22 protein-coding genes are annotated in these 24,345 nt (G+C 49.5%); 12 read left to right on the top strand and 10 right to left on the bottom strand.

Going from position 1 to position 24,345, the window contains the following annotated elements; translation table 11 throughout:
• Position 1 precedes the first annotated feature (1 nt).
• From DBY95_RS10600 to DBY95_RS05040, 6 genes are all read left to right on the top strand, one after another.
• Entirely contained in the window at positions 2-148 is a 147-nt protein-coding gene (locus DBY95_RS10600; RefSeq protein ID WP_162837292.1) for a hypothetical protein, read from the top strand.
• Positions 145-528, top strand: coding sequence for an adenosylmethionine decarboxylase (gene speD, locus DBY95_RS05060; RefSeq protein WP_107723595.1), 384 nt, complete (start codon positions 145-147; stop codon positions 526-528). The genes DBY95_RS10600 and speD overlap by 4 nt, the downstream gene beginning before the upstream one ends.
• 78 nt (positions 529-606) lie before the next feature.
• Entirely contained in the window at positions 607-1,134 is a 528-nt protein-coding gene (locus tag DBY95_RS05055) for a hypothetical protein (RefSeq protein WP_107723594.1), read from the top strand.
• 170 nt (positions 1,135-1,304) lie between these two features.
• On the top strand, positions 1,305-3,020 hold the full coding sequence (locus tag DBY95_RS05050; protein ID WP_107723593.1) for a DUF4178 domain-containing protein: 1,716 nt from the start codon (positions 1,305-1,307) through the stop codon (positions 3,018-3,020).
• A 69-nt stretch (positions 3,021-3,089) separates the two neighbouring features.
• Positions 3,090-4,700 carry an NAD(P)-binding protein gene (locus DBY95_RS05045; protein WP_107723592.1) on the top strand — a complete coding sequence of 537 codons (1,611 nt, stop codon included), beginning with the start codon at positions 3,090-3,092 and terminating at the stop codon, positions 4,698-4,700.
• A gap of 68 nt (positions 4,701-4,768) precedes the next feature.
• Complete coding sequence (locus DBY95_RS05040) at positions 4,769-5,137, top strand: hypothetical protein (RefSeq protein WP_107723591.1); 369 nt, start codon at positions 4,769-4,771, stop codon at positions 5,135-5,137.
• Positions 5,138-5,241: 104 nt separating this feature from the next.
• Here DBY95_RS05040 and DBY95_RS05035 read toward each other — a convergent pair whose 3' ends face one another.
• Positions 5,242-5,880, bottom strand: coding sequence for a bifunctional 4-hydroxy-2-oxoglutarate aldolase/2-dehydro-3-deoxy-phosphogluconate aldolase (locus DBY95_RS05035; protein ID WP_003745733.1), 639 nt, complete (start codon positions 5,878-5,880; stop codon positions 5,242-5,244).
• Between the two features lie 90 nt (positions 5,881-5,970).
• Positions 5,971-7,806, bottom strand: a complete 1,836-nt coding sequence (edd, locus tag DBY95_RS05030) for a phosphogluconate dehydratase (RefSeq protein ID WP_107723590.1) — start codon at positions 7,804-7,806, stop codon at positions 5,971-5,973.
• A 481-nt stretch (positions 7,807-8,287) separates the two neighbouring features.
• On the opposite strand from edd, the gene zwf reads away from it, so the two are divergent.
• From zwf to pgi, 5 genes are all read left to right on the top strand, one after another.
• On the top strand, positions 8,288-9,733 hold the full coding sequence (zwf, locus tag DBY95_RS05025) for a glucose-6-phosphate dehydrogenase (protein WP_107723589.1): 1,446 nt from the start codon (positions 8,288-8,290) through the stop codon (positions 9,731-9,733).
• Between the two features lie 63 nt (positions 9,734-9,796).
• Positions 9,797-10,492 (top strand): 6-phosphogluconolactonase, encoded by a 696-nt coding sequence (gene pgl, locus DBY95_RS05020; protein WP_107723588.1) that lies wholly within the window; start codon positions 9,797-9,799, stop codon positions 10,490-10,492.
• Positions 10,473-11,453 carry a glucokinase gene (locus DBY95_RS05015; RefSeq protein WP_039861966.1) on the top strand — a complete coding sequence of 327 codons (981 nt, stop codon included), beginning with the start codon at positions 10,473-10,475 and terminating at the stop codon, positions 11,451-11,453. The genes pgl and DBY95_RS05015 overlap by 20 nt, the downstream gene beginning before the upstream one ends.
• A gap of 76 nt (positions 11,454-11,529) precedes the next feature.
• Complete coding sequence (gene hexR / locus DBY95_RS05010; protein ID WP_004519348.1) at positions 11,530-12,378, top strand: DNA-binding transcriptional regulator HexR; 849 nt, start codon at positions 11,530-11,532, stop codon at positions 12,376-12,378.
• A 143-nt stretch (positions 12,379-12,521) separates the two neighbouring features.
• Positions 12,522-14,165: a glucose-6-phosphate isomerase gene (gene pgi / locus DBY95_RS05005; protein ID WP_107723587.1), complete on the top strand. Its 1,644-nt coding sequence runs from the start codon at positions 12,522-12,524 to the stop codon at positions 14,163-14,165.
• Between the two features lie 51 nt (positions 14,166-14,216).
• Here pgi and DBY95_RS05000 read toward each other — a convergent pair whose 3' ends face one another.
• From DBY95_RS05000 to DBY95_RS04970, 7 genes are all read right to left on the bottom strand, one after another.
• Positions 14,217-15,314 (bottom strand): NnrS family protein, encoded by a 1,098-nt coding sequence (locus tag DBY95_RS05000; RefSeq protein WP_107723586.1) that lies wholly within the window; start codon positions 15,312-15,314, stop codon positions 14,217-14,219.
• A 188-nt stretch (positions 15,315-15,502) separates the two neighbouring features.
• Positions 15,503-16,117, bottom strand: coding sequence for a CadD family cadmium resistance transporter (locus DBY95_RS04995; RefSeq protein WP_036491903.1), 615 nt, complete (start codon positions 16,115-16,117; stop codon positions 15,503-15,505).
• 309 nt (positions 16,118-16,426) lie between these two features.
• Positions 16,427-17,119, bottom strand: coding sequence for an ATP-binding cassette domain-containing protein (locus DBY95_RS04990; protein WP_009310824.1), 693 nt, complete (start codon positions 17,117-17,119; stop codon positions 16,427-16,429).
• Complete coding sequence (locus DBY95_RS04985; protein WP_107723585.1) at positions 17,119-17,916, bottom strand: ABC transporter permease; 798 nt, start codon at positions 17,914-17,916, stop codon at positions 17,119-17,121. The genes DBY95_RS04990 and DBY95_RS04985 overlap by 1 nt, the downstream gene beginning before the upstream one ends.
• A 103-nt stretch (positions 17,917-18,019) precedes the next feature.
• Positions 18,020-18,862 (bottom strand): GIY-YIG nuclease family protein, encoded by an 843-nt coding sequence (locus tag DBY95_RS04980; RefSeq protein ID WP_107723584.1) that lies wholly within the window; start codon positions 18,860-18,862, stop codon positions 18,020-18,022.
• 147 nt (positions 18,863-19,009) lie between these two features.
• Positions 19,010-19,987, bottom strand: coding sequence for an ABC transporter substrate-binding protein (locus DBY95_RS04975; protein ID WP_049248358.1), 978 nt, complete (start codon positions 19,985-19,987; stop codon positions 19,010-19,012).
• Between the two features lie 57 nt (positions 19,988-20,044).
• Positions 20,045-21,964, bottom strand: a complete 1,920-nt coding sequence (locus DBY95_RS04970) for a TonB-dependent receptor (protein ID WP_107723583.1) — start codon at positions 21,962-21,964, stop codon at positions 20,045-20,047.
• A gap of 308 nt (positions 21,965-22,272) precedes the next feature.
• Between DBY95_RS04970 and fumC the strand changes: the two genes are divergently transcribed.
• A complete protein-coding gene (fumC, locus tag DBY95_RS04965; protein ID WP_107723582.1) occupies positions 22,273-23,661 on the top strand; it encodes a class II fumarate hydratase in 1,389 nt (462 codons plus the stop codon).
• Positions 23,662-23,711: 50 nt separating this feature from the next.
• Here the strand turns inward: fumC and DBY95_RS04960 are convergent, their stop codons facing one another.
• Positions 23,712-24,236: a hypothetical protein gene (locus DBY95_RS04960; RefSeq protein ID WP_107723581.1), complete on the bottom strand. Its 525-nt coding sequence runs from the start codon at positions 24,234-24,236 to the stop codon at positions 23,712-23,714.
• Positions 24,237-24,345: the final 109 nt, after the last annotated feature.

Raw genomic sequence — 24,345 nt, 5'->3', positions numbered from 1 at the left:
CATGTCGAGAATCACTTACATCATTTTCAGCACCATCATCATCGTCATCTCCATGATCATCAGCTACGGCTCTTCCGACTCCGACGGCTCGCGTATGCACTCCGGCGGCTATTACGGCGGCAGCGGTTATTCCGGAGGCCATAAATGACCCACATGCCCGGTAATCATGGCCTATTGGACTTATATAGCTGCGATGAAGCCATCTTAAAAGATGAAGGCCGTCTGAAAACCGCTTTGATGGCTGCTGCACAGGCCGCAGAAGCCACCATATTGACCGAACACTTCCACACCTTCGGCGGCGCAGGCGGCGTAACCGGCGTTTTACTACTTGCCGAGTCTCATATCAGTATCCACACTTGGCCGGAACACCATTTCGCCGCCATTGACGCATTTATTTGCGGCGGTATGAAATTGGAAAAAGTGAAGGAAATCTTGTGCAGGGAGTTGGCGGCTGAAAGAGCTGTTTGGACGGTTGTGCAACGTGGCGAAGGTATACTGGACGATATACAACCATCGGTTGAACAATAAAATCTGTCAGGCCGTCTGAAAAAAATGGCTGATAGCAAATTAGATAACAAATTTTGTATAGAAAGGTTTTAAAACAAAATGCTTAAAATAAGAGATTTGAATAGCAATAGAAGCTTACCGTTGGTTATTTCTTTGCTTACAGGTTTGTTTTTGCTAGGAGTGGGAAGTGCCGAAGCAAAAAAATTAACACATGATCGTACCGAGTATTGCCGTAATCAAGTTTATGTCAGTAATAACCAAGGCGCATCCCTGCAAGCCCAACCGGACGATAAAGCATCTTCAATCGCTCAATTGCACCATATGCAATACCTTTGTGTTATCGGTAATGACAGCAAAAATACCGAAGAAGGATACTCTTGGATAAAAGTAAAAAAAGTACCTTTGGCAATCAAAGAAAACCAAATCAGTTGTCATGATATGGGCCTACCTGACAACTGCACCAAACCTACCGATTTTCCGACTGAATGGAAAATCAAACCACCCAAAGGCAAAAAATGTCGTCTTTCTACTCATGTTGATGATGAAGGCCAGTTGCTTATTGTCGCAAAAGGCGTTTGCCCGACCGGATGGGTAAAAGAGAGAGATGTACAATTTTTTGCCGATTAGTAAACTTGGCTTTAGTTAAAGAAAAAAACAAAGGTCATCATATGGCAGAACAATCAAGAAAAAAGATTTAACGTATTCTTTATTAAAAGACAGGCCGTCTGAAAGCATATTCGATCCGTTTTCAGACGGCCTTAAACCTTGTTCTGCTTAAACTGAAATATTGACGTTATATGGAAAAAACGCCTTTTTTTAAAACCGATTGCCCAAGCTGTGGTGCGCCTGTTGAGGCGTATTCCGCTACTGCCGTGACGTTGGTGTGTGGCCATTGCCACAGTATGCTGGTAGTTAGAAAAGGAAAGAAAAAAAGCGGGAGCATTGTCTCATATTCGGAGCGGGATTCTGCGCTCTTGGAGGATTTCAGTCCATTGCAAATCGGCACGAGGGGTGTTTTTGCGCATCGGAATTTTACGCTGATCGGAAGATTGCAGGTGCATTACGATGTCGGCGTATGGAACGAATGGTATGCTTTGTTCGATGATGATCTGACCGGTTGGCTGTCTGAAGTTGGTGATTTATATGCTATGACCTGTGAGGCTTCAGGCAAGGCAAAAGGGTTGCCGACAACTTTTGAGTCAGTTCGCCTTGGGCAGAGCTCTTTCGAGTTGGACGGTAAAACTTTTGTCGTTTCAGACGCACGCACCATCCATTACCGCAACACTGATGCACAAGGAGAGTTACCGTTTAACCTGACCGCAAAAAAGGCGACAGGTAAGGTTTGTGATTTTCGTTGTGGCAAGCTGTTTCTGACCATAGATTTTACAGTATCGCCACTCACCATTTATCTTGGCCGCGTTGTCAGTTTGAATAGCCTGAAGCTGGAAAACTTACGCAGCGATGATGAGATCCAGGCAAGTGCAGGTCGTCTGAAAGGAGAAATTCACGCCGAAGCCTGCCCTAATTGTGGCGCATCGGTTCATTGGCCAAGTGGCGTAACTTCTTTTCTTCTTTGTTCCTCTTGCGGCAGCAGTCTGAATACGACGAAAGATACTGTCGAATTGATGAAGGAAAATACAGCACGGCAGGCACAGCAAAACCTGTTTACGCTGAATATTGGCACAGTAGGCCGTCTGAACGATACGGAATATCGGGTGATTGGCGCCGTACAATATGCCGAAATCCCTTTCGGCAGTATTACCCGTAACTATGTTGTCAAGGAAGAGCGGTTTGGGAAGTGGACGGAATACCTGCTTTACAATGCGCAGCAGGGCTTTGCTTGGTTGGTAGAATCGGGAAATAGCTGGCGGTTTTCGGAAACTTTGCAAGCATGGCCGGAGTTTGATGTCAACGGCAACCCTATCGATGAGAAGGTGGTTGATCGTTACGGCGGGCGGGTTGAAACAGCAGCGGGAGCGTTTTATTGGTGTGTCAAAAGCGGGGATTTGATTGACTATACCGAATACCGTTCAGCAACAGATTATTCTGACAATTCCAGATTGTGTGCCGAACAGGGCAAGGATGAAACGGTTTGGAGCAGAAGCAAACCTATTCCTTACAGCCAAATGAGAAAGGCATTCGACCTGCCGCGTGATTCGGTAGGTGCGTTTGGCTTATGGCTGACAAACGAAGAGAGGCGTCCTGAAGATCGTGATGACAGAATCCGTGCTTTTGCTACGTTGATTCTCATCGTTATCAATCTTCCGGCGTGGTTGTCTCCAGATTTGTTGAGCTTTGAAGGCATTGGGGTTAGTTTGTTTGCATTGGTGTGGATATGGATAGCGGAGAGATTTAAAGATGACGACGATTACGAAGAAGAGAGGGGGGTTATGGTTTTCGGTTTCTTCTTTATGATTTTTATTGCTACCTTATTCAACTATGTTAGCGTAGATGAAGGTGATTCGTCTTATTCGGGCAGCGGCTACAGTGGTTATTCTGGTGGACATAAATAGTACGAGGTGCACTCAAACTAAAGCAACCGCTATCTCATTTTTTTTTTTCAGACGACCTTTTTATAAAACATGCTAACCCGCCGTCAATTTCTCAGTTATACTGCCGCGCTTGGCGCTGCCTCTGCTTTCTCTTGGCAGACTTATAAGTACCTCAACCACAAACCGCCGGTTTCTATTAACCGTGTCGGCTTGCCGTTGGGGCATTTGTTGCGCGACGGGGAATTGTTGCAAGCACCGGCTCGTCGTTATGAATGCAATACGCTGATACTCGGCGGCGGTGCGGCGGGTTTGGGGGCGTTGTGGTATTTGGCGAAGCATAATCACTGCGATGTATTGTTGGCAGAAGGGTTTGAACGCAATGGCAACAATGCCGCCTATACGTCTTCAGACGGCCTGAAAGCGCCGAGCGGTGCGCATTATTTGGCTTTGCCGTCGAAAGAAAGCGTGTATGTGCGCGAGATGTTGGCGGATTTTGGTATCTTGCAATCGGACGGCAGCTTTAGGGAAACCGATTTGGTTTATGCGCCCGAATCGCGCCTCTTATATCAGGATAAATGGGTGGAACATTTATTGCCGAAAGAAGATGCGGATTCCAAAAAGTTTTTTGATTTGATAGGCCGTCTGAAACAGGCTTACGGCAATGACGGTAAGAAAATTTTTGCCATTCCGATTGCGCTGTCATCGGCAGATGAGACATGGCGCAAACTCGATAATCTGACGTTCAAACAATGGCTTGAGCAAGAAGGTTACCACTCGCCCGAGCTTTTATGGTATCTCGATTATTGTTGCCGCGACGATTACGGACAAGGCATCGGGCAAGTGTCTGCCTTTGCCGGACTGCATTATTTTGCCGCCCGCAACAATGCAGAAACCGTCCTCACTTGGCCTGAAGGTTTGGCACATCTTTCTGAAAACTTGCGCCGTCATGCCGATTTGCAGGAAGGCTGGCAATGGCCGTCTGAAAACCGTATCCGTTTGGAGAAACCTGCTTCGGTTAATGCTTCAGCCGTCAAAATCAAACCGCTTTCAGACGGCCAGATTGAAGTGTGGCTGCGTGATAATGCAAAAGGGGAAACCGTTGCCGTCACCGCGCAACACGTTATCTCCGCCATGCCGCTGATGGTTGCCGCCCGCGTTATTGAATCTCCTGAACAATTTGGTCTGGACATCCCAGAATACGCGCCATGGCTGGTTTCCAATTTTGAACTGCACAGTTTCCCGAAAGAAAAAAACAACAGCGAACTTGCGTGGGACAATGTGGTTTACGGCAGCCAAGGGCTGGGCTATGTTGTTGCGACCAATCAGCTTATCCGGGTTGCCCGTCCTGAACGCACGATTTTTACCGCCTACGCCGCACTCAACCACGATACGCCACAAGCCGTCCGCCGCCAGCTGCTTGAAGCAAGCGACGAAGAGCTGCTCCAGCTTGCCGCCCAAGATCTGCTTACCGCTTACGGTGAAGGCTTTTGGCGGCACGTTTCCCATGTTGACATTACTGTTCGCGGGCATGGCATGAGCGTGCCGAAACCCGGCTATTTAAGCGATGAGGCTTTATTAAAAATCAGAAACCAAAATGCCGGATTGTTATTTGCACACAGTGATTTAAGCAGCTATTCGGTATTTGAAGAGGCTTTGTATTGGGGTGTGGAAGCGGCACGGAAAGTGTTGGGAAAAGGATAATTAGAATGAGGCGGATATTCGGCTAAATTTCTGTTTACATTCAAATTTCAATTTTAAAAGAAAACTATATGAAATATTTGAGCTTTTCTCTGATTGTTGCCTTAGGATTAGGGAGCGCGGCATTTGCCTCTGCTGAAAAAATGCTGCCTCTGAACGAAACAGGCTGCATTGACCAACCCTTACAGGTTAAACGTGGCCAAGTGTATGGTTTTAATAGTTCGGCAGATGCCGGTTTAGTGCTTTCATTCGCGCCTGTCAGTCCCGGTGTCGTTGTGAAAGACCCGAAAGGTAAACGGATTGCTTTGGAAGTAGGGGCTGATGGTGATGCGCCTGAAAACCGCTTCAGCTTTGCCGAAATCGATCAAAAAGGACGTTACACCATCCGCTTCCCGAGAGCAGGTAAGATTGAATCTTTGTGTGTTAATGCCGCCAGTTAGGATAAATATTAAGCCGAATAATGCTTGATTCGTATGCTTGCAGTAAAAAAAGGCCGTCTGAAATCATATTCAGACGGCCTTTTCTTTTTTAACCTATAACCTGATTAGGCTTTTGGTTTCAAAGCGGCAGCTTCGCGAGCCAGACGGGTGATGGTATCCCAGTCTTTGTTTTTGATGGCTTCTTTTGGAGTCAGCCATGAGCCGCCGACGCACAAGACATTAGGCAGCGCCAAGTACTCGGGAGCGGTTGCCAGGCTGATGCCGCCGGTCGGGCAGAAGCGCACGTCGGCATAAGGGCCGTAGAGTGCCTTGAGCATGGCTTTGCCGCCAACGACTTCAGCAGGGAAGAGTTTGAGGGTGTCGATGCCGTGTTCCAAAGCCAGTTGGACTTCACCCGGAGTGGCAACGCCGGGAATCAGGGGAATGCCGCTGTTGTGGCTGGCTTTGGCGAGGGATTCGTGCAAACCCGGGCTGATGGCGAAAACCGCACCTGCGTCTTCGACGGCTTTGAGCTGTTCGGGATTGGTTACCGTACCCGCGCCGACGATGGCATTGGGCACTTCTTTGGCAATCAGGCGGATGGCGTCGAGGCCGACAGGGGTGCGCAGGGTGATTTCGAGGGTGGGAATGCCGCCTTCGACAAGGGCATGGGATAAATCGACGGCAGTGCTCAAGTCGTCAATCGCCATTACCGGTACAACTGCGCCGGCAGTCAGAATTTCACGAGGGGTCAGTTTAGACATTTTAGGTCTCCGTTGGGGACTGTATCGTAATAGGGTCGATAACATGGTTTCAGACGGCCTGTTTGTTTTAAGAGGCCGTCTGAAAAGGGTTTAGGCAAATTCGCCGCCGAAGCTCATGGCACCGGTTTCTGCGCTGCTGGTCATGCTGCGGAAGTTGGCGAAGAGTTCGCGGCCGCAACCTTGTTGGTTCGCGCTCAAATCGATACGTTCGACTTCGCGAGAGCTCCATTCGGCTTCGTTGATCAGGACGTTGAGTTCGCCGGTAACGGAGTCGAAGCGGATCAGGTCGCCGGTACGGATTTTGGCGATATTGCCGCCCATCAAGGCTTCAGGCGTCATGTGGATGGACGCAGGCACTTTGCCGGATGCACCGGACATACGGCCGTCAGTCAGCAGCGCCACTTTGAAGCCGCGGTCTTGCAGGATGCCCAAAGGCGGGGTCAGTTTGTGCAACTCGGGCATACCGTTGGCGCGCGGGCCTTGGTAGCGGACGACACAGACGAAATCGCGTTCCAACTCGCCGCGTTCAAATGCGGCCAATACTTCGCGCTGGTCGTTGAACACGATGGCGGGTGCTTCGATGATGCGGCAGCCTTCGCGCACGGCAGATACTTTAATTACGCCGCGACCGATGTTGCCTTTCATTAGGCGCAGACCGCCGTCTGGGGAGAACGGGTTGTCGGCTTTGCGCAGGATATCTTCATTGCCGCTGGTTTCAGGGGCTTCACGCCATTCGAGTTTGCCGTCGATGAGGAAAGGTTCTTTAGTGTAGTGGCGCATACCGTGTCCGACGACGGTATCGACATCGTCATGCAACAGGCCTGCGTCCAGCAATTCGCGGATAACGAAAGGCAGGCCGCCGGCTGCGGTAAAGTGGTTCACGTCGGCTTTGCCGTTGGGGTATACGCGGATGAGCAGCGGGATGATGGAAGAAATTTCATCAAAGTCGTCCCAATTCAAAATCACGCCTGCGGCGCGCGCCATGGCGACGAGGTGCATGGTGTGGTTGGTCGAGCCGCCGGTCGCCATCAGACCAATCAGGGCATTGATGAAGGATTTTTCGGTCAACATTTCGCCCAATGGTTTGATGGTGCCGTTTTTAATGCCGCGTGCAAGGTGTCCGGCTGCGTAGCGGGTCAGAGCTTCGCGCAAATCGGTATAAGGATGAACGAAAGCGGCGGCGGGCAGGTGTACGCCCATCATTTCCATCATCATTTGGTTGGAGTTTGCCGTGCCGTAGAAAGTGCAGGTACCGGGGCTGTGGTAGGAACCCATTTCGCTTTCGAGCAAGGCATCGCGGCCGACTTTACCTTCGGCGAAAAGCTGGCGGGTACGGGCTTTTTCTTTATTACCGATACCGCTGGACATCGGGCCTGCCGGAACGAAGATGCCCGGAATATGGCCGAAAGACAAAGCGCCGATCATCAGGCCGGGAACGATTTTGTCGCATACGCCCATAAACAGGCCGCCGTCAAACATTTGATGCGACAGACCGATGGCGGTACTCATGGCAATCACGTCGCGGGAAAACAGCGACAATTCCATGCCGGCGTAGCCTTGCGTGATGCCGTCGCACATGGCGGGCGTGCCGCCGGCGACTTGGGCGGTCGCGCCGTTTTTTTGTGCTTCGTCTTTGATTTGGTCAGGGAAGTCTTTAAACGGCTGGTGTGCGGAAACCATGTCGTTGTAGGCAGTGATGATGCCTAAGTTGGGGACGGTTTCCTGAAGCATTTCGATTTTGATGCTCTTAGGCATGGAGGCATAGCCGTGCGCCAAATTGCTGCAGCCGAGTTGGTTGCGCTCTAAGCGTCCCATCTGTTTGGCGCTGCGGATTTTCGCCAGATACTTTTCACGCGTCGGGCGGCTGCGCTCGATGATGCGCTCGGTAATTTCGGCGAGTTTCGGGTGAATAGGAGTGGGGTTCATGTGCGGTCTCCTGGCTAAACGATATGATAGGGATTTTGTTTGCGCGTTTCTGATTTTTGTATTGGGTATGTTTCAGACGGCCTTGAGCTGTGGGAATGAATAATATGGGCCGTCTGAATATTTGAAGATTTCTCTTCGAAGCGTCTGCGTATTATAGTACAAAATCTGTAATTTTGTTACAAAATAATTTACTAAGTGGAAGAAATTTGATTTAAATCGAGGTATGGTCAATTCGTAAAACGATGGGCTGTAAAAGTCATCAAACTTTTATGTTAAATCAAACAATTTGTAAAAATGAGAATAGACAAAATGTGTAGCCATGTGTAGTATTACTACTCATTAGCCCGCTTGTTTGAAATTTTGGTGCAGGCGATTGGTTTTTTACTGCTTATTGCTTAAAGGCTTTTGATTTTAATCGATTTTTATAGATGACGACAGTCCAAAAGTTTTGAAGCAAGCTTCCTCAACGAGAGATGAAACAATGAGTACACAGACAAATTTTGATTTGGTGTTGTTTGGCGCGACCGGCGATTTGGCAATGCGTAAACTTTTGCCTTGCCTGTATCAGGCGCATGTAGCCGGTTTGCTTCATCCCGAAGGTCGTATTTTGGGCGTAAGCCGCAGCGAATTGGATACCGCCGGCTTTTTGGCCAAAGTGGAAACGAATTCTAAAATCCATGTCAAACAAAACTTCTCAGAAGAAGCGTGGGCATCGTTTATCCAACGTCTTGAGTATTTGAAAGTCGATGTGACAAAGAAAGAGGACTTCATTGCTTTGGGCGACTTGGTAAAAGCGCGCAAGAATACTGAAAATGTCGTGATCTACCTCTCAACTGCACCGAAATTTTTTGCGCAAGCCTGTGAAAACCTTGCTGAAATCGGTTTGAATGCCGATAACGTGCGCGTGGTTTTGGAAAAACCGTTGGGTACGGACTTGGCTTCTTCCCAACAAATCAATACCGATGTGGCCCGTTATTTCAAAGAAGAGCAAATCTACCGTATTGACCATTATTTAGGTAAAGAAAGCCTGCAAAACCTGCTGGCCTTGCGTTTTGCCAATGTGATGTTCGAGCCTTTGTGGAACAACAAATATATTGAAAGTGTACAGCTGACCATCGCCGAGCAGTTGGGCGTGGAAGAACGCGGCGAGTTTTACGACATTACCGGCGCATTGCGCGATATGGTGCAAAACCACTTGATGCAAATGCTTTGTATGACTGCGATGGAAGCGCCGGCAAGCTTGGATGCCGATGCCGTACGCGACGAGAAAGTGAAAGTCATCAAATCGCTGAAACCCCTGACCATCGAATCCGTCAACGAAAATGTTATTCGCGGCCAATATGTTGCAGCAAAAGGCATGAACGGCTATCTAGAAGAAGTCGATGTACCGAAAGACAGTTTCACTGAAACCTATGTCGCCATCAAAGCCGAAATCGAAAACGAACGTTGGAAAGGCGTACCTTTCTACCTGCGTACCGGCAAACGCATGGCAGGCAAAGTGGCGGAAATCGTGTTGAACTTCCGTCCGCTGCAAAACCATATTTTCGACAACAGCCAAGCCGCGCCGAATCGTTTGGTTATTGAACTACAACCGACCGAATCCGTCCGCCTTTACACTCAAGTAAAAACCCCGGGTGCAGGCAACAAAGTCGAAGTGACACCGATTGGCGTGGACTTGGGCACAGCAGTAGAGGGCCGCCGCGCTGAGGCTTATGAGCGCCTGCTGCTGGATGTGATTAACGGCAAACTCGCTTTGTTCAACCGCCGCGACGAACTCGAAGCCGCTTGGGAATATGTGATGCCTATCCTGGAAAACTGGGCGAACAATACAACGCCTCCGCATGCTTACGAAGCCCATTCTTGGGGTCCTGAAGCTGCGCGCGCGCTGTTGGCGCGTGACGGCAACAAGTGGCACGAAGAGCAATAATATTTCTTTCAGACGGCCTTGTTTTCCAACAAAAGGCCGTCTGAAACCATGAAAGGACGAAACATGTTTGTTTGGCACGAACAAGAAAACGCTGCAACTGCCGCGCAGGCTCTCGCTGATGCCGTTGCCGCTGCATTACAAACCGCGTTGAATGAGAAAGGCCATGCGGTTTTGGCTGTTTCCGGCGGTCGTTCGCCGATTGCGTTTTTCGAGGCTTTGTCGCAAAAAGATTTAAATTGGCAAAATGTCGGCATTACTTTGGTGGACGAGCGTATTGTCCCGACCACGCATGCCGACAGCAATACAGGCTTGGTACGTGAATATCTGCTCAAAAATAACGCGGCCGTTGCCACATGGATTCCTGTTGTTGAAGACGGAAAGTCTGAAACTGAATTACAACCTGAAGTTGTCGTTGCTTATGCATTGAAACATTACAAGCAACCTGACGTGCTGGTGTTGGGCATGGGAGGAGACGGGCATACAGCGTCGTTGTTCCCTCAAGCGCCTCAATTACAGGCCGCAATCAATGAAGCTGATGACCCGACATTGATTCATACTACGCCGGTTACCGCGCCGCATGAGCGTGTGAGCATGACTTTGGGTGCGATTGCCAAAACGCCGAATGTATTTTTGGCCATTCAAGGCGCAGAGAAAAAAGCGGTATTCGACAAAGCTGCTGCAAGGGCCGATACCGAATATCCGACCAGTCTGATTCTCAATCACCAAGGAATTAACTGCCATGTCTACTATGCACACTGAAGCTTATCCTCGTTTGGTTGCCGATATCGGCGGTACGAATGCCCGTTTTGCACTTGAAACTGCACCACAGGTCATTGAAAAGGCTGAAGTCTTACCTTGCCAGGATTACGACACCATTGTCGATGCCGCTAAAACTTATTTGGAACGCGCAGGCAGTCCGAAAGTCTTGCACGCCGCCTTTGCGATTGCCAATCCGATTTTGGGCGACTGGGTGCAGATGACCAACCACCACTGGGCATTCTCCATCGAAACCACTCGCCAGGCTTTGGGTTTTGAAACGTTGATTCTGTTGAACGACTTTACCGCCCAGGCTTTGGCGGTAACAAAAACCGATAAGAAAGACTTGATACAAATCGGCGGTCAAAAACCCATCGAATTTGCGCCTAAAGCCGTTATCGGTCCGGGTACCGGTTTGGGTGTCAGCGGTTTGGTGCACAGCGCTGCCGGCTGGGTGGCGTTGGCAGGCGAGGGCGGCCATACCAGCTTCCCGCCGTTTGACGATATGGAAGTATTGATTTGGCAATACGCTAAAAACAAATACGGCCATGTTTCTGCCGAGCGTTTCTTGAGCGGCGCAGGTTTGAGCCTGATTTACGAAGCATTGGCCAAACGCGACAACATCAAACAATGCCGTCTGAAGCCTTCTGAAATCACCGATAAGACATTGAGCGGAACATCGCCGATTTGCCGTCAGACTTTGGATATTTTCTGCGCCATGCTGGGTACGGTTGCTTCCAATTTGGCTTTGTCATTGGGTGCGCGCGGCGGCGTGTATTTGTGCGGCGGGATTATCCCGCGCGTGTTGGATTACTTTAAAACATCCCCGTTCCGCAGCCGCTTTGAAAATAAAGGCCGCTTTGAGGCTTATCTTGCCGCTATTCCCGTGTATGTCGTATTGAGCGAGTTTCCGGGCATCGTCGGCGCGGCGGTCGCATTAGACAATCATTTAAATAACGTTTAAACACACAAACGGCGGTGCAGGGCAGGGGGTGAAAAAAACCTTGTCCTGAACGTCAAAGAATCAAAGGGTAGAGTATATGTTAAGCAAAATCAGCGAATCATTGTCCAACCTCTCCGGCGCAGAACGCAAAGTTGCCGAATCTGCGCTGGCCGAGCCGAAATGGTTCGTTCATGCCGCTGTGGCGGAAATTGCCGAGCGTGCATCCGTCAGTCAGCCGACTGTAATCCGTTTCTGCCGCAGCTTGGGTTACAAAGGCTTGCCTGAGTTTAAACTCGCTTTGTCTGCCAGCATCGGCCACGAAGGCATGCCTTACGTTCATGAAGAATTAAACGCCGATGACAACATGGGCAGCGTGGTCGAAAAAGTGTTGGGCAATGCCGCAGCCTCCCTCTTGGGCGAGCGCCGCTTCCTGAAAGAATCCGAGCTTGAAAACGCGATTGCCATTCTGATGCACGCGCGACGCGTTGAGTTTTATGGTGTCGGCAACTCCGGCATCGTTGCCCAAGATGCGCAACACAAATTCTTCCGCTTCGGTATGTCCACCGTTGCCTATGTTGATACGCATACCCAGCTGATGGCGGCTTCCGTATTGACCGAGCAGGATGTGTTGGTGGCGATTTCCAATACCGGCTCATCTATCGAATTGTTAGACGCGGCCAGTATCGCCAAAGAAAACGGCGCAGCCGTTATCGCGCTCACCCGTAATGATTCGCCGTTGGCTCAAATGGCCGACTGCGTATTGAGCATTGCCACTCAGGAAAATGCCGAGCTTTATACGCCTATGGTGTCCCGTCTTCTGCAGCTAGCCGTTATTGACATTCTTGCCATCGGCTTGGCCTTGCGTTTGGGCGACACTGCCAGCACGCAACTGCAAAAAAGTAAAAAAAGCATACATAACAAGCACATCGAATACGATAAAGATTGATTCTTCACTGACATTTTCAGACGGCCTCGTCCCATATCAAGGCCGTCTGAAACCTCAAAAAACGGAAACCACCCCGTTCCCGTTTCAGACGACCTCACGGCCGTTTTCTCAACAAAACTGTCCACTATCCAGGAGAGCATCCGATGAAACACCTTCACGATTTACCAGCTTGGTCAAAATTATGGATACATTTTGACGAAACCAAAGAACAACACATGCGCGAAATGTTCGAGCAAGATCCCGAACGTGCCGAGCGCTACTGGCTGCAGGTTGGCGGCCTGACTTTGGATTATTCTAAAAACCGTATCAACGACGAAACCATGGCACTGTTGTTCGAGCTGGCGCGTGAAGCAGGCGTACCGGAGCGGATGCAGCAAATGTTCCACGGCGAAAAAATCAATACGACAGAAAACCGTGCCGTACTCCACGTTGCCCTGCGCAACCGTACCAACGCCCCTATCGTCGTGGATGGCGAAGATGTCATGCCTAAGGTCAACCATGTCCTGCAACGCATGGGCGAGTTCGCGCATGAAGTCCGCAGCGGCAGCTGGTTGGGCTATACCAATCAAGTCATTACCGACGTCGTCAACATCGGTATCGGCGGCTCTGACCTCGGCCCTCTGATGATGTGTACCGCGCTCAAGCCTTTCGGCCATCCGCGTTTGAACATGCACTTCGTCTCCAATGTGGACGGCTCCCAACTGCGCGACGTATTGTCCAAAGTCCACCCCGAGACCACCCTCTTCATCATCGCCTCCAAAACCTTTACCACCCAAGAAACCCTGACCAACGCCCTGACCGCGCGTAAATGGTTCTTGGATCATGCAGGCGATGAAAGCGCCGTGGCCAAACACTTCGTTGCCGTCTCCACCAACCAAAAAGCCGTTGCCGAATTCGGTATCGATACCGCCAATATGTTTGAATTTTGGGACTGGGTAGGCGGACGATACAGCCTGTGGTCGGCCATCGGCCTGCCGATTATGCTGTATCTCGGTGAAGAAAACTTCATCGAAATGCTCAACGGCGCACACCTGATGGACCAACACTTCATCAACACGCCGCTGGAGCGCAACCTGCCGGTTATCCTTGCCCTTATCGGCATTTGGTACATCAACTACTACGGCGGCGGCAGCCACGTTATCGCGCCTTACGACCAACATCTCCACCGCCTGCCTAAATTTATCCAGCAGCTCGATATGGAGAGCAACGGCAAACAAGTGACCCTTGACGGCAAAGCTGTCGGTTACGAAACTTCGCCGATTATTTGGGGCGAAACCGGTATCAACGGCCAGCACGCCTTCTTCCAACTGCTGCACCAAGGTACGCACATCACGCCGATTGATCTCATCGCCTCGCTTGAAAAACGCAGCAATTTGCAAGGCCATCACGAAATCCTGTTGGCGAACGTTTTTGCCCAAGCCGAAGCCTTTATGCGCGGTAAAACCCCAGACGAAGTCCGTGCCGAACTCAAAGCCCAAGGCATGGAAGCAGAGCGCATCGAAGAGCTGGTTCCGCACAAAACCTTCTCAGGCAACCGCCCGACCAACCTCATTCTCATGGACAAAATCAACCCGCGCAATATGGGCAGTCTGATTGCCATGTATGAACACAAAACCTTCGTCCAAGGCATTATTTGGGGCATCAACAGCTTTGACCAATGGGGCGTAGAACTCGGCAAACAGTTGGCCAAAACCATTCTTGCTGAATTGACCGGCGAGACCGAAGTGCAAAAACACGACAGCTCGACTACACGCCTGATTAATCTTTATTTGAATGCCAACAAATAAAGCATTTATTTAAAGCTAAGGCCGTCTGAAATTTTCAGACGGCCTTTTGTTTTATTCCGGATCATCCGTAAACGCATTTTCCCGAAATATCGGTACAAACGTGAAAAGATACAGTACGAACACGGCGATAGTCAGAATCGCAGGAACGGTGATGAAAAATATCGGGTTCACGTTCATTAAGAAAGCGCGTGAGACGGCAGCCATAAAGAGTAGGGGAACGGCAATGCGGCAGAGCTTGGGGTAGTCGAGTTTGGTAAAGCCGCTGTGCCACAGACCGGCGGTCAGCCACACCATCATCACGCCACCTATCATGCCGCCGAGGGTAATCAGGTGCAGGGGCGCGGAGGCAGGCAGGTTTTGCAGTTTCGCTGTGCCTGTCCACAAATAGCCTGCAGCGGCAAAGAGTTGGAGCAGGTAATAAGTGCAGACGTAGTGTTTGCGCAGGAGTTCGTGATGGTGGAGCTCACGCAGCTTGGCAAGCAGGATAAAGCCGACGGCAAGCGCGGTAAAACCGGCGGTTTGCGCGGGCAGCCAAAGTTCGGCGGCGGCGTGCAGCAGCAGGAAGGTGATGGCGATGTTTTTATAGACGATGTTGGGGATGAATACGGGGTCTTTCAGACGGCATTCTTTCAGGGCTTCCGCGCCCAAAAGAATGCTGACGCGGACGGATACAAACATGACCGCTGCCATGTTCAGATGTACTTGCGCACGCAGTAAGTTCAAATCGCCGCTGACGGCATAGGCCGTCTGAAAAGCAGTAAACGCGGCAAGCAACATTAAAAGAGCGAAGTTGTCAGTGTTCCGGTCGAGCCAAATCAGCCAAGTGCAGAACAGCAGCAATACCAGCCAATAGGCGGCAACGAAAAACGAGGCAGTTTGCGGCGAAAAGGGCAGTATGGCAGATGCGGCGAGCAGTAATGCCGCCATCAAAGTAGCGACAGGTTTCAGACGACCTTTATAACCCGTCCATTCGAGCATGGCTGCAGTCAGGAAGCCGCCGTATGCCGCAGGCAGCATGAGTTCTAAGAAGATTTGGCGGTGCAAAATGACGGCACCGGGGCTGATGAAAAACACCAACGCGCCGAGTATGGCAAGCACCGCCGCACCGACGAAAAACGGCCGCATGGGGTGGGTGAAAAACTTATTCATGGTTTGGCTTGATTCTGCATGAAGATGCTTTCGGATATAGATTTATTGGGAGGACAGGGTTGTATCTTGTATTGAAGAAGCAAACCTTCGGCTTGCTTGCCCTCTCCCTAACCCTCTCCCCGTGGGAGAGGGTTAGGGAGAGGGCAACGAACCGCAAGGTTTGTCAGATACTCAAATGCCCGTATCATTCATATTATTGATATTATTGTTTGAATTGTATTATTTTCAATAATAATAAATAATCCTAAACCAATATAAATAACAGCCATTATCCAACGACTAAACTTCTCTACAATTTCACCAACACCTGAAATATTAGCCAATCTTTGTGCTGTATATACTAAAACAAAAATCAATATTAAAAATACAAGAAGAGTAACTAATAAGTCGACAAGATCTAAAGTCACAAAGTAAGGAACAAAAAGTCCAATATTATCTGCACCACAACTAGCAACTGTAACCAAAGCAACAATACCGACTAATTTTGACAACCCTTTTTCATCCAATTCTTTTTTAGCTCTTTTTTCGCCCTCACAATCGTCGTAAATAGCAACTTTAATACCTAAGTAAATCGGTATTAAACCTAATAAACCCAACACCCATTTTTCCGGAACATAATGCAAAACAAAAGCTAGAAATAAACTAACTAATATTAAAATTACAGAACCTAAATATTGTCCGATATAAATATCTCGATATTCTTTTCTAGTATTTGCTCTAGCAAAAAATATTAATAGTATTACCAACAAATCTACTGCTGTAGCAATATATAAAACAGCAGCAGTAATCACAGTCGAAAACATAAAGCACCTCATAATGAATCCCCTGCCCCCTTGGCACCACGGCTTTTTCAAAAACCGAATCGCGTTCGGATAACAGATTCGTATCTTTCGCTAAAGAGGCAAGCCTGCGGCTTGCTTACCCTCTCCCTAGCCATCTCCCACGGGGAGAGGGAATTGGGCTGTCGAGCCTGAACATTTTCAGGTTTACCTGACATCTGATTCCCAATTCTACGGCTCTCTGATTTTGAGAAACCTGATCCCCTTTCCCCGTGGGAGAGGGTTAGGGAGAGGGCAACGAACCGCAAGGTTTGTCAGAAATTTAAATTCCTATCACTCATAATAATGAATCCCCTGAAACTCTCTTGCCACCACGGCTTCTTCAAAAGCCGAATCGCGTTCGGACAGCGGCGTAGGCAGGGTAATCACGTTTTGCACGTTCATGCCCTTAGTGGAAAGCAGCATGATTTCATGGCTCAGGCGTGCGGCTTCGAAGCGGTCGTGCGTTACCAGCATACACGCCATGCCCTGCCGCTCGATTTTTTCCACCAGCATGGCGACCAAAATATCGCGCAAATCGCGGTCCAAACCGACGAACGGCTCGTCCAGCAAGGCAAGGTCGCAGCCGCACAGCAGCAGGCGCAAAAATGCTACCCGTTTCGCCATGCCGCCGGACAATTCGGTCGGATATTTGTTCAAATCGCCCGCAGTCAGCCCGACTTTCGCCGCCAGCGCGATGATTTCGCCTTCATCGGGTTTGTCCATAAAAATAGCGATATTCTGCATCGCGGTCAAGTTTCCCGGCAGGCGGTTTTCCTGAAACAGAAAACCCGTTTTGCGGAAAGTATTGCGTATCGTGCCCGATTTCGGCGTTTCCAAGCCCGCAATCAAACGCAAAACCGTCGTCTTGCCACAGCCGCTCGGCCCGAACAAAGCTTTCACTTCGCCATGTTGCAGGTTCAAACTGAAATCGCGCACGATGGGGTCGCGGAGAATTTCAAAACGCACGTTTTCAAGACAGAGCATCATCTCCTCCACGGCATAAACAAAATTTCCAAAGGCTTGGTAATCAGGTATTCAAACAGCGACACAAACACAATGACCAACACCACATAAGCCATCACCGTCGAAGTCTCCAGCATCGCCCTCGCGTCCGCAATCCGCGCACCCACGCCTTCGCTCGCGCCCAAAAGTTCCGCCATAATCACCACCTTCACCCCCATCGCCACCGCCACGCCGATGCTGGAAATCACATAGCCCGTCAGATGCGGGATATACAGATAACGGATTTTTTTCAGACGGCCTAATTTATAAGCGTCAAACAACTCCTCATGCTGCTTGTTCACGCTCGACATCCCGACCGCTGCACTCGCAAACGTCAGCGGCGCAACCAACACAATGATGGTAAACAACACGCTCGGATTGCCGAAACCAAACCAAAACAGAGCCATTACCACCCAAATAATCGGCGGCATCGCCAACAAAATCGTAATCACAGGCTTAAGCAACGCCATCGCCGTCTTAAAACTGCCCGCCACCAGCCCCGCAGCCAATCCCGCTACCAACGCAACCGAAATCCCCACCACCGACCGCCACAGCGAAATCCCGATTTCGTTTTCCTGAAAATGTTTCAATAAATCCAAAGACTTTTGAAACACCTCCACCGGCGCAGGCAGCATAAACTCGCCGAACACGGCACTTCCCCACGCCCACAAGGCCACCACTACCATCGCCACGCCCAGACCGGCAAAGCCGCTCCAAAGGTAGTCGATGATGTAAAACAGCGCAGGCTGCGGTTTGCGGATTTTGTCGGTTTTAATCATGGTTTGGGTGTTGGTTTGTATTTTGAAATCAGCAGGTTGGGTATGTGGATGCTTTAATCCAATTTTCAGATCATTAGTATTATTTTCAGGTAGTCAACAGTAACTACGGTGTACTGCAAATTGTATTGAGTTTTGCAATGGCGTTATAGTTATGGAAACGTGCATAAACACTGCATTTGTTGCTGTCTTTCAAATTAAATAAAGAGTCATACCAATAAGCAATTAATGCACGTCTGACCCCATCTTTTTTTAAAAAATCTAGCGCGATATCAAAGGTACCATTTAAAAAAATGGAAACCGCTCTCGGTAAAACTGTTTTGTAATAACTCTTTTCAATATATCCATGTTGTTCAATCCAAGAAATTGTTTCTGGAAAATCTAAAATTAATTTATCTAACAATATCATATGGGTGCTTTGTGTATTCTTTCTATTTAAGGTACTAAAAGCTACCTCATGAGACCCGATATTCAACGTAAAATATCTGCCGCCATTTGTTGACGGGAAAAGTGAAAATGTCCATACCCCTTGGTATTCCAACCAGTGTACTAATCCAGACAATATGAATAAATTCTTTAGATAAGAACATAAATATTCATCTTGAAACATCCTATCTACTTTGGGTTTGTGAATAATCAGGTTTTCATCCAAATCATTCAAAGCATCAGATGCTTCTTTAACGCTTAAATAAAAAAGCTCCTTTTGGTTAGCCTGATTTGTATTTAGACAGCTTCTAAATCGATAATGCAAATAATGTTCTACTTTCCGCCAATTATTTACTTGTCTAAAATCTGCCAGTTCCCATTTTCCTAATTTTTTATAAGGTTCAGTTTGGTTGATTTCTTTAATACGCTTAATCGGTGGATAATTACTACCTCCAATTTTTACACTATCACAATTTTTAGAAGTCAAAATATAGACATATCCTATAGATTCAGTATCAAACATAATTTAAAGTACGCTTCTTCAAAATATATTTCTTTTATATTCATAATAGCAAATTGGGTTATGACCAAACATCTTATTATATCCGTTTGATGTTGTTAGTTTTGAAGCACCAAACTTTGGTGGGCGGGGATGCCCACCCTGAGGTTTTTAAGCCAAGAAGAACCCATTATCCGGCAGCTTGCCGCCTAGAAGTTTTGGGTTGAACTGCATCAGGATTTCGTAAAACTTCAAAATCTCGTTCTTCACTTCGCTGCCTTTAGTTACCGTCAGCCGCGCGCCGTCCAAGCCCATGACTAGGGCGGGTTCAGGGGCGGGGAGGTAGTTTTTGCCGATTTTCGCGGCGCTTTGGCGGTTGGCGAGTATCCAGTTGAGTGCGTTTTTCAAATCCTGATGGAAGAGGTCGAACTGCGCTTTGTGTGCGTGGAAATATTCTTCGTTGGCGATGATGCCTGCCATCGGAATCAGCGGTTTGGTGTCAAATGCCTGTCCCCATGCTTTTACTAAGTCAAAACCACGCACGACGTTTACGCCCATGGTTTTGCCTTTCAGTAGGCTGGCGGTTGCCATCGGTTCAGGCAGGATGGCGGCGTGGTAGTCCTTGCTCAAAAACAGTCCCACCGCTTCGGGCGGCGTGGCGGTGTAAGTGATACCGACTTTGTGTGCGTCGATTTTCAGTTTTTTCAACAAGGCTTGCAGCACGATGTCGGGCATGTCGTTTTTAAACGGCACGAGGATTTTTTTGCCGACCAAATCCTGCGGCGAGGTAATCGCGCTGCCTTTGCACATCAGCTGCGTGATGCCGTTGGTCAAAATATTGACCATGCCGACTTTCTGCCCTTGGTTGCGCAGGTTTACGCCGACATTGCTCGGACTCATCATGACTTTAAATTGTCCGCTTGCTACGCCTGCGCGCAGTTGGTCGGGTGAGCGCCAAATTTTCAGCGATACATCTGCCTGTTTCGCCAGCTTGCCTTGCAACGCCGCTACAGCAATGGTAACGCTGGGCATTGCCGGTGCGCCGTACACGGTAAATTGCTCTTTACCGGCAGCAAGCAGAGAAGGCGAAACGCCTGCGGCTGCCAGCGCGGCGGTCATTTTTAAGAAATCGCGTCTTTTCATATCCATTTTTTATCTCCTAATTCTTAATAAGCCAGTGTAGGCATTCTTTCAGACGGCCTGATTTTAAAACGCCGCGTGCAAACTCAACCAATATGTCCTGCCCGGTGCATACACCACACTGGGCGACAGGGCGAGGACGTGGTCACCGCTGATGTGTTCGGCGTATTTTTTGTTGAACACGTTGTTCACGCCCAGGCGCAAGCCGTATTTGTCTTTGATGTTTACGCCTGCGTACACGTCGGCAACGGTAAAGCCTTTGGCGGCTTCGCGTTTGTCTATGCCCAGACCGCTTGCCGCGTCAAAATCGCCGCGGGTTTGTTTGGCGACAAAGCGTGTTGCGACACCGATGTTGTAGCTGCCGTGGGCAAAGTAGTTTTTGTAGTCGGCTTGGACGGCGGCTTCAAACGGACGGATTTGATAGAGCGGCCTGCCGTCGGTTTCGTTGTGTCCGTAGTTGTAGGTGGCTTTGATGCCTGCTGCCCAATGCGGATTGAAGTTGTAACGCGCGTAGGCCTGCGCGGTAAATAATCGCGCGTCCACGTTGCGTGTGATGATGCCGCCGCCGTTGGATGAGATACCGCTTTGTCCGCGTGCGCGGTCAAAAATAATCAGGTCTTTGACTTTGTCCGCCACAAGTGTGCCGCCCACGTTCCAGCCAGCGCCTGCTAACGAGTTCATGTAGCCGTTGTAGTAGTCGTTGCGGCTGTTGGCGGTGAGCTTGATGCGGTTGTGTTTTTCGGTTTTCAGCAGGGGATTGCCTGCGATGACGGCAGCTGGATTTTGGTTCGTCAACGCGCCGTTCATACGGTTTTGCACGATGGCGGCAAGCGAGTTGAAGCGTTCGGTGTTGTCGCCAATGCGTTCTAAGTGAGCAAGGGAAACGCTGTATTTTTGCGTTTCAGACGGCGTGAAATCGTATTTGAGTTCGCCTGAGAAGGCATGACGGCGCACTTTGCCGTTGAAGTCGTAGCCGTAATGGGTTTTCCAGATTTGTTGTGATGAGGCGAAGGCGAGATTACGGTTCATCGGATGGGTGGGTTGCGCTGTATTTTTGCGAACGTCCGCTTCGTTGATTTCGTAGCTTAAGCCCAAGCCCAGTTTGTGTCGGTCGTCAAACTTGTAAGACAGGGTATCGGCAATGCGCCAGCGGTCGAGGTGTACATCGGCGAAACGGTAGCCGTTGAGGAAATCGCGCATGGCGGTGTGGGCGTTGCGCTCGCCGTTTTGGCTGTCGTTGCGGTAGCTGACGGCGGCGGTATTGTGGAATTTGCCGAAGTCCGCATCGTGTTTGAGCGAGAAGTCGTACACTTTGCGGTCAAGCTCTACGAACACTTGCTGCGGAGTGTTGTTTGGGCGCAGGGAGTAATTGTCGGCATGGCGTTTGAGTTTGATGACTCCTGCTTCCGCGCTGACCGTATTGCTCAAATCGGCATTGCCCCAACGCGCGTTGAGTTTGGCGATGTGTCGTTCGGTATCCAATGCGTCGTTGACGAACTGCGGTTGGCGGTCGTTGTTGATGTCGTCATGCAGATAAGTGAGGCGGTATTCTTGATTTTCAGACGGCACGAAACCGAGTACCAAAGCTTGATTGAAACGGCTGTATTTCCAATCGGTCTGATTGCCGTCGCCGTCTTTATAGCCGTTGGCCTTGGTGTGATTGAGGTTGGCCACGCCGTACACCTTTGCCCCGCGCGCTTGCGCGGTAACGGAATTGTAAAAACTTTTGCCGTAGAAGCCGCTGTTCGCTTTCAGCGGACGGAAGGCCTGGTCTATGTTTTCGGTAACAAAGTAATGATCGCTGCGTTCGGTGCGGTCGAATTGGTTTTCGGGGAAATAGCCTTGTGCGGCGGTTGGTGCAATCGGTTTGGGAGGGGAGAAGGTTTTGACAGGCTGGATTTCATCAGGGTCTGCCAAGGTTTCGGCAAAGCCGTTTGCGGCGGCAAAACTGCTCATTAACAGGTAAACCAAATGTTTTCGTTTCATCTTCATCTCCTGATAATCATTTTTATTCATTATGCTCTTGGAGAGAAATAAAGTAAAGAAACGATAAGGTATTTATTGTCGATAAACACTTAGCGTAGAACACAAATCGGCAAGGAGGAAAATTTTTAGAAGAGGGGAGCGGCGGCGCAGGTTGTATTTGCTCCGAAATCGGGTTTTATCTTCTATTAGTATTTCAGGTTAATAAAGCAAAAGGCTGTCTGAAAACCTCTCTCTTTTCAGACGGCCTTTTGCTGGGTATAATAAATTTACGAATCATTATTATTTCTATTTGAATATAGGAGAAACGCATGAGTACCCGTACCGAACACGACACCATGGGCAATGTCGAGGTCCCATCCGAAGCCTATTGGGGCGCGCAGACCCAGCGCAGCCGCAACAATTTCAAAATCGGCGGTGAAACCCTACCGCAGCCGCTGATTTATGCTTTGGCGCTGGTGAAAAAAGCCGCAGCCGCCACCAATGTTTCCCTTGGCAGGATTAAGCCTGAGCAGGCGGATTTGATTACGCAGGCGGCGGACGACGTGTTGAACGGCAAGCTCGATGGGCAGTTCCCATTGGTGGTGTGGCAGACCGGCTCCGGCACGCAGTCCAATATGAACATGAACGAAGTGCTGGCAAACCGCGCCAACGAAATCGCCGGTACAGGTTTGGCGGCGTATCAGCCCGTCCATCCCAACGACCATGTGAACCACGCGCAATCAACCAACGACGCGTTCCCGACCGCCATCCACGTCGCCGCCGCGATTGAAATCAACCGCCACCTTATTCCGGCGGTAAAAGCCTTGCGCGATACATTGGACAAAAAAGCCAAAGAATTCGCCCCCATCGTCAAAATTGGCCGCACCCATTTGCAAGATGCGACGCCGCTGACTTTGGGACAAGAGTTTTCCGGCTACGTTTCCCAGCTTGATCACGGTTTAGGCCGTCTGAACGATGCACTTAAAGACTTGTATGAACTCGCTTTGGGCGGCACGGCGGTCGGCACGGGCTTAAATAGCCATCCCGAATACGCCGAAAAAGCTGCTGCCAAACTCGCCGAATTGTCCGGTCTGCCGTTTGTCAGCGCGCCGAACAAATTTGAAGCCTTGGGCGGACGCGATGCCGCCGTTGCCACTTCGGGCGCATTGAAAACGCTGGCGGCAAGCCTGAACAAAATCGCCAACGACATCCGCTGGCTGGCAAGCGGTCCGCGTTGCAGTCTGGGCGAAATCAAAATCCCCGAAAACGAGCCGGGTTCGTCCATCATGCCGGGCAAAGTCAACCCGACCCAATGCGAAGCGATGACTATGGTGTGCTGCCAAGTGTTCGGCAACGACGTCACCATCGGCATGGCAGGCGCGTCGGGCAATTTCGAGCTGAACGTCTATATGCCCGTTATCGCCTACAACCTATTGCAATCCATCCGCCTCTTGGGTGACGCGTGCAACAGCTTCAACGAACACTGCGCCGTCGGCATCGAACCCGTGCCGGAAAAAATCGACTATTTCCTGCACCATTCCCTGATGCTGGTTACTGCGTTGAACCGTAAAATCGGCTACGAAAACGCCGCCAAAGTTGCCAAAACCGCCTACAAAAACGACAAATCGTTGCGCGAAACAGCCATCGAATTGGGCTTGTTGACAGGCGAAGAGTTTGACGAGCTGGTCGTACCCGCCGATATGGTTCATCCGCGTTAAGCTTTAATAATGAAACATGCCGTCTGAAAATGTGTTCAGACGGCATGTTTTTATGCTGCGCTTGTCTTTTCTTCGAATAGGGCAAAAATCATTGGCGTCAGATTGACGACCATTAGAAATATTATTGAGCTCAAAAATGTACGCCAGGCGTAATGCCACACCTCCGTTCTGTCTGCTTGGGGTAGGAGCGATGCAGTATAGCGGTTGTGTAGGGTTTTTGCGGTGTTATTGTTTTCCAAATAGTCCAACGAAAGTACCAATAATTTGCCCGTGTCTTTGTGTTGCAAGAATTTGGCATGTTCAACCCAGATGCCCGGCTTGGCCTGTTCGCATAAAGATTCGATGCCGACGCAAGAGGCTAAGCTGTTTTGGTTGTTTTGCAAAATCGACAGCTCGTTTTTTTCAGCCTGCATGGCTGCGGGGGAGGTTTGATGAAGGTATGCGCTCATGCCGTTGCTCTCTATTGCTTGAAAATCATGGAGCTGGCTGAATCCTCCATTTTCCCAGGCGACGAATACGGCATAGCATCCGCAGCATAGGCAGATCATGATCAATTTTAAGACAATGTTTTTCATCCTTGCTCCTTTTGTATGAAGATGGCGGCAAAGTCAGGAGGCATGTTTTCTCGTTTGAAGGTAAGTTTAGGTTTTATCTGTTTTTATTTTGAGGTTGAGTGTAACACGG

Source organism: Neisseria subflava (genome assembly GCF_003044935.1).
Lineage (GTDB): Bacteria > Pseudomonadota > Gammaproteobacteria > Burkholderiales > Neisseriaceae > Neisseria > Neisseria subflava_E.
Note: the sequence above shows the minus strand (reverse complement) of the source record. Positions and strands in the feature narration are given on the sequence as shown.

What these genes read in the sequence shown, in the direction of transcription:
- DBY95_RS10600 (WP_162837292.1), top strand. Translation starts at nt 2, where the DNA reads ATGTCGAGAATCACTTACATCATTTTCAGCACCATCATCATCGTCATC.
- speD (WP_107723595.1), top strand. Translation starts at nt 145, where the DNA reads ATGACCCACATGCCCGGTAATCATGGCCTATTGGACTTATATAGCTGC.
- DBY95_RS05055 (WP_107723594.1), top strand. Translation starts at nt 607, where the DNA reads ATGCTTAAAATAAGAGATTTGAATAGCAATAGAAGCTTACCGTTGGTT.
- DBY95_RS05050 (WP_107723593.1), top strand. Translation starts at nt 1,305, where the DNA reads ATGGAAAAAACGCCTTTTTTTAAAACCGATTGCCCAAGCTGTGGTGCG.
- DBY95_RS05045 (WP_107723592.1), top strand. Translation starts at nt 3,090, where the DNA reads ATGCTAACCCGCCGTCAATTTCTCAGTTATACTGCCGCGCTTGGCGCT.
- DBY95_RS05040 (WP_107723591.1), top strand. Translation starts at nt 4,769, where the DNA reads ATGAAATATTTGAGCTTTTCTCTGATTGTTGCCTTAGGATTAGGGAGC.
- DBY95_RS05035 (WP_003745733.1), bottom strand. Translation starts at nt 5,880, where the DNA reads ATGTCTAAACTGACCCCTCGTGAAATTCTGACTGCCGGCGCAGTTGTA.
- edd (WP_107723590.1), bottom strand. Translation starts at nt 7,806, where the DNA reads ATGAACCCCACTCCTATTCACCCGAAACTCGCCGAAATTACCGAGCGC.
- zwf (WP_107723589.1), top strand. Translation starts at nt 8,288, where the DNA reads ATGAGTACACAGACAAATTTTGATTTGGTGTTGTTTGGCGCGACCGGC.
- pgl (WP_107723588.1), top strand. Translation starts at nt 9,797, where the DNA reads ATGTTTGTTTGGCACGAACAAGAAAACGCTGCAACTGCCGCGCAGGCT.
- DBY95_RS05015 (WP_039861966.1), top strand. Translation starts at nt 10,473, where the DNA reads ATGTCTACTATGCACACTGAAGCTTATCCTCGTTTGGTTGCCGATATC.
- hexR (WP_004519348.1), top strand. Translation starts at nt 11,530, where the DNA reads ATGTTAAGCAAAATCAGCGAATCATTGTCCAACCTCTCCGGCGCAGAA.
- pgi (WP_107723587.1), top strand. Translation starts at nt 12,522, where the DNA reads ATGAAACACCTTCACGATTTACCAGCTTGGTCAAAATTATGGATACAT.
- DBY95_RS05000 (WP_107723586.1), bottom strand. Translation starts at nt 15,314, where the DNA reads ATGAATAAGTTTTTCACCCACCCCATGCGGCCGTTTTTCGTCGGTGCG.
- DBY95_RS04995 (WP_036491903.1), bottom strand. Translation starts at nt 16,117, where the DNA reads ATGTTTTCGACTGTGATTACTGCTGCTGTTTTATATATTGCTACAGCA.
- DBY95_RS04990 (WP_009310824.1), bottom strand. Translation starts at nt 17,119, where the DNA reads ATGCTCTGTCTTGAAAACGTGCGTTTTGAAATTCTCCGCGACCCCATC.
- DBY95_RS04985 (WP_107723585.1), bottom strand. Translation starts at nt 17,916, where the DNA reads ATGATTAAAACCGACAAAATCCGCAAACCGCAGCCTGCGCTGTTTTAC.
- DBY95_RS04980 (WP_107723584.1), bottom strand. Translation starts at nt 18,862, where the DNA reads ATGTTTGATACTGAATCTATAGGATATGTCTATATTTTGACTTCTAAA.
- DBY95_RS04975 (WP_049248358.1), bottom strand. Translation starts at nt 19,987, where the DNA reads ATGGATATGAAAAGACGCGATTTCTTAAAAATGACCGCCGCGCTGGCA.
- DBY95_RS04970 (WP_107723583.1), bottom strand. Translation starts at nt 21,964, where the DNA reads ATGAAACGAAAACATTTGGTTTACCTGTTAATGAGCAGTTTTGCCGCC.
- fumC (WP_107723582.1), top strand. Translation starts at nt 22,273, where the DNA reads ATGAGTACCCGTACCGAACACGACACCATGGGCAATGTCGAGGTCCCA.
- DBY95_RS04960 (WP_107723581.1), bottom strand. Translation starts at nt 24,236, where the DNA reads ATGAAAAACATTGTCTTAAAATTGATCATGATCTGCCTATGCTGCGGA.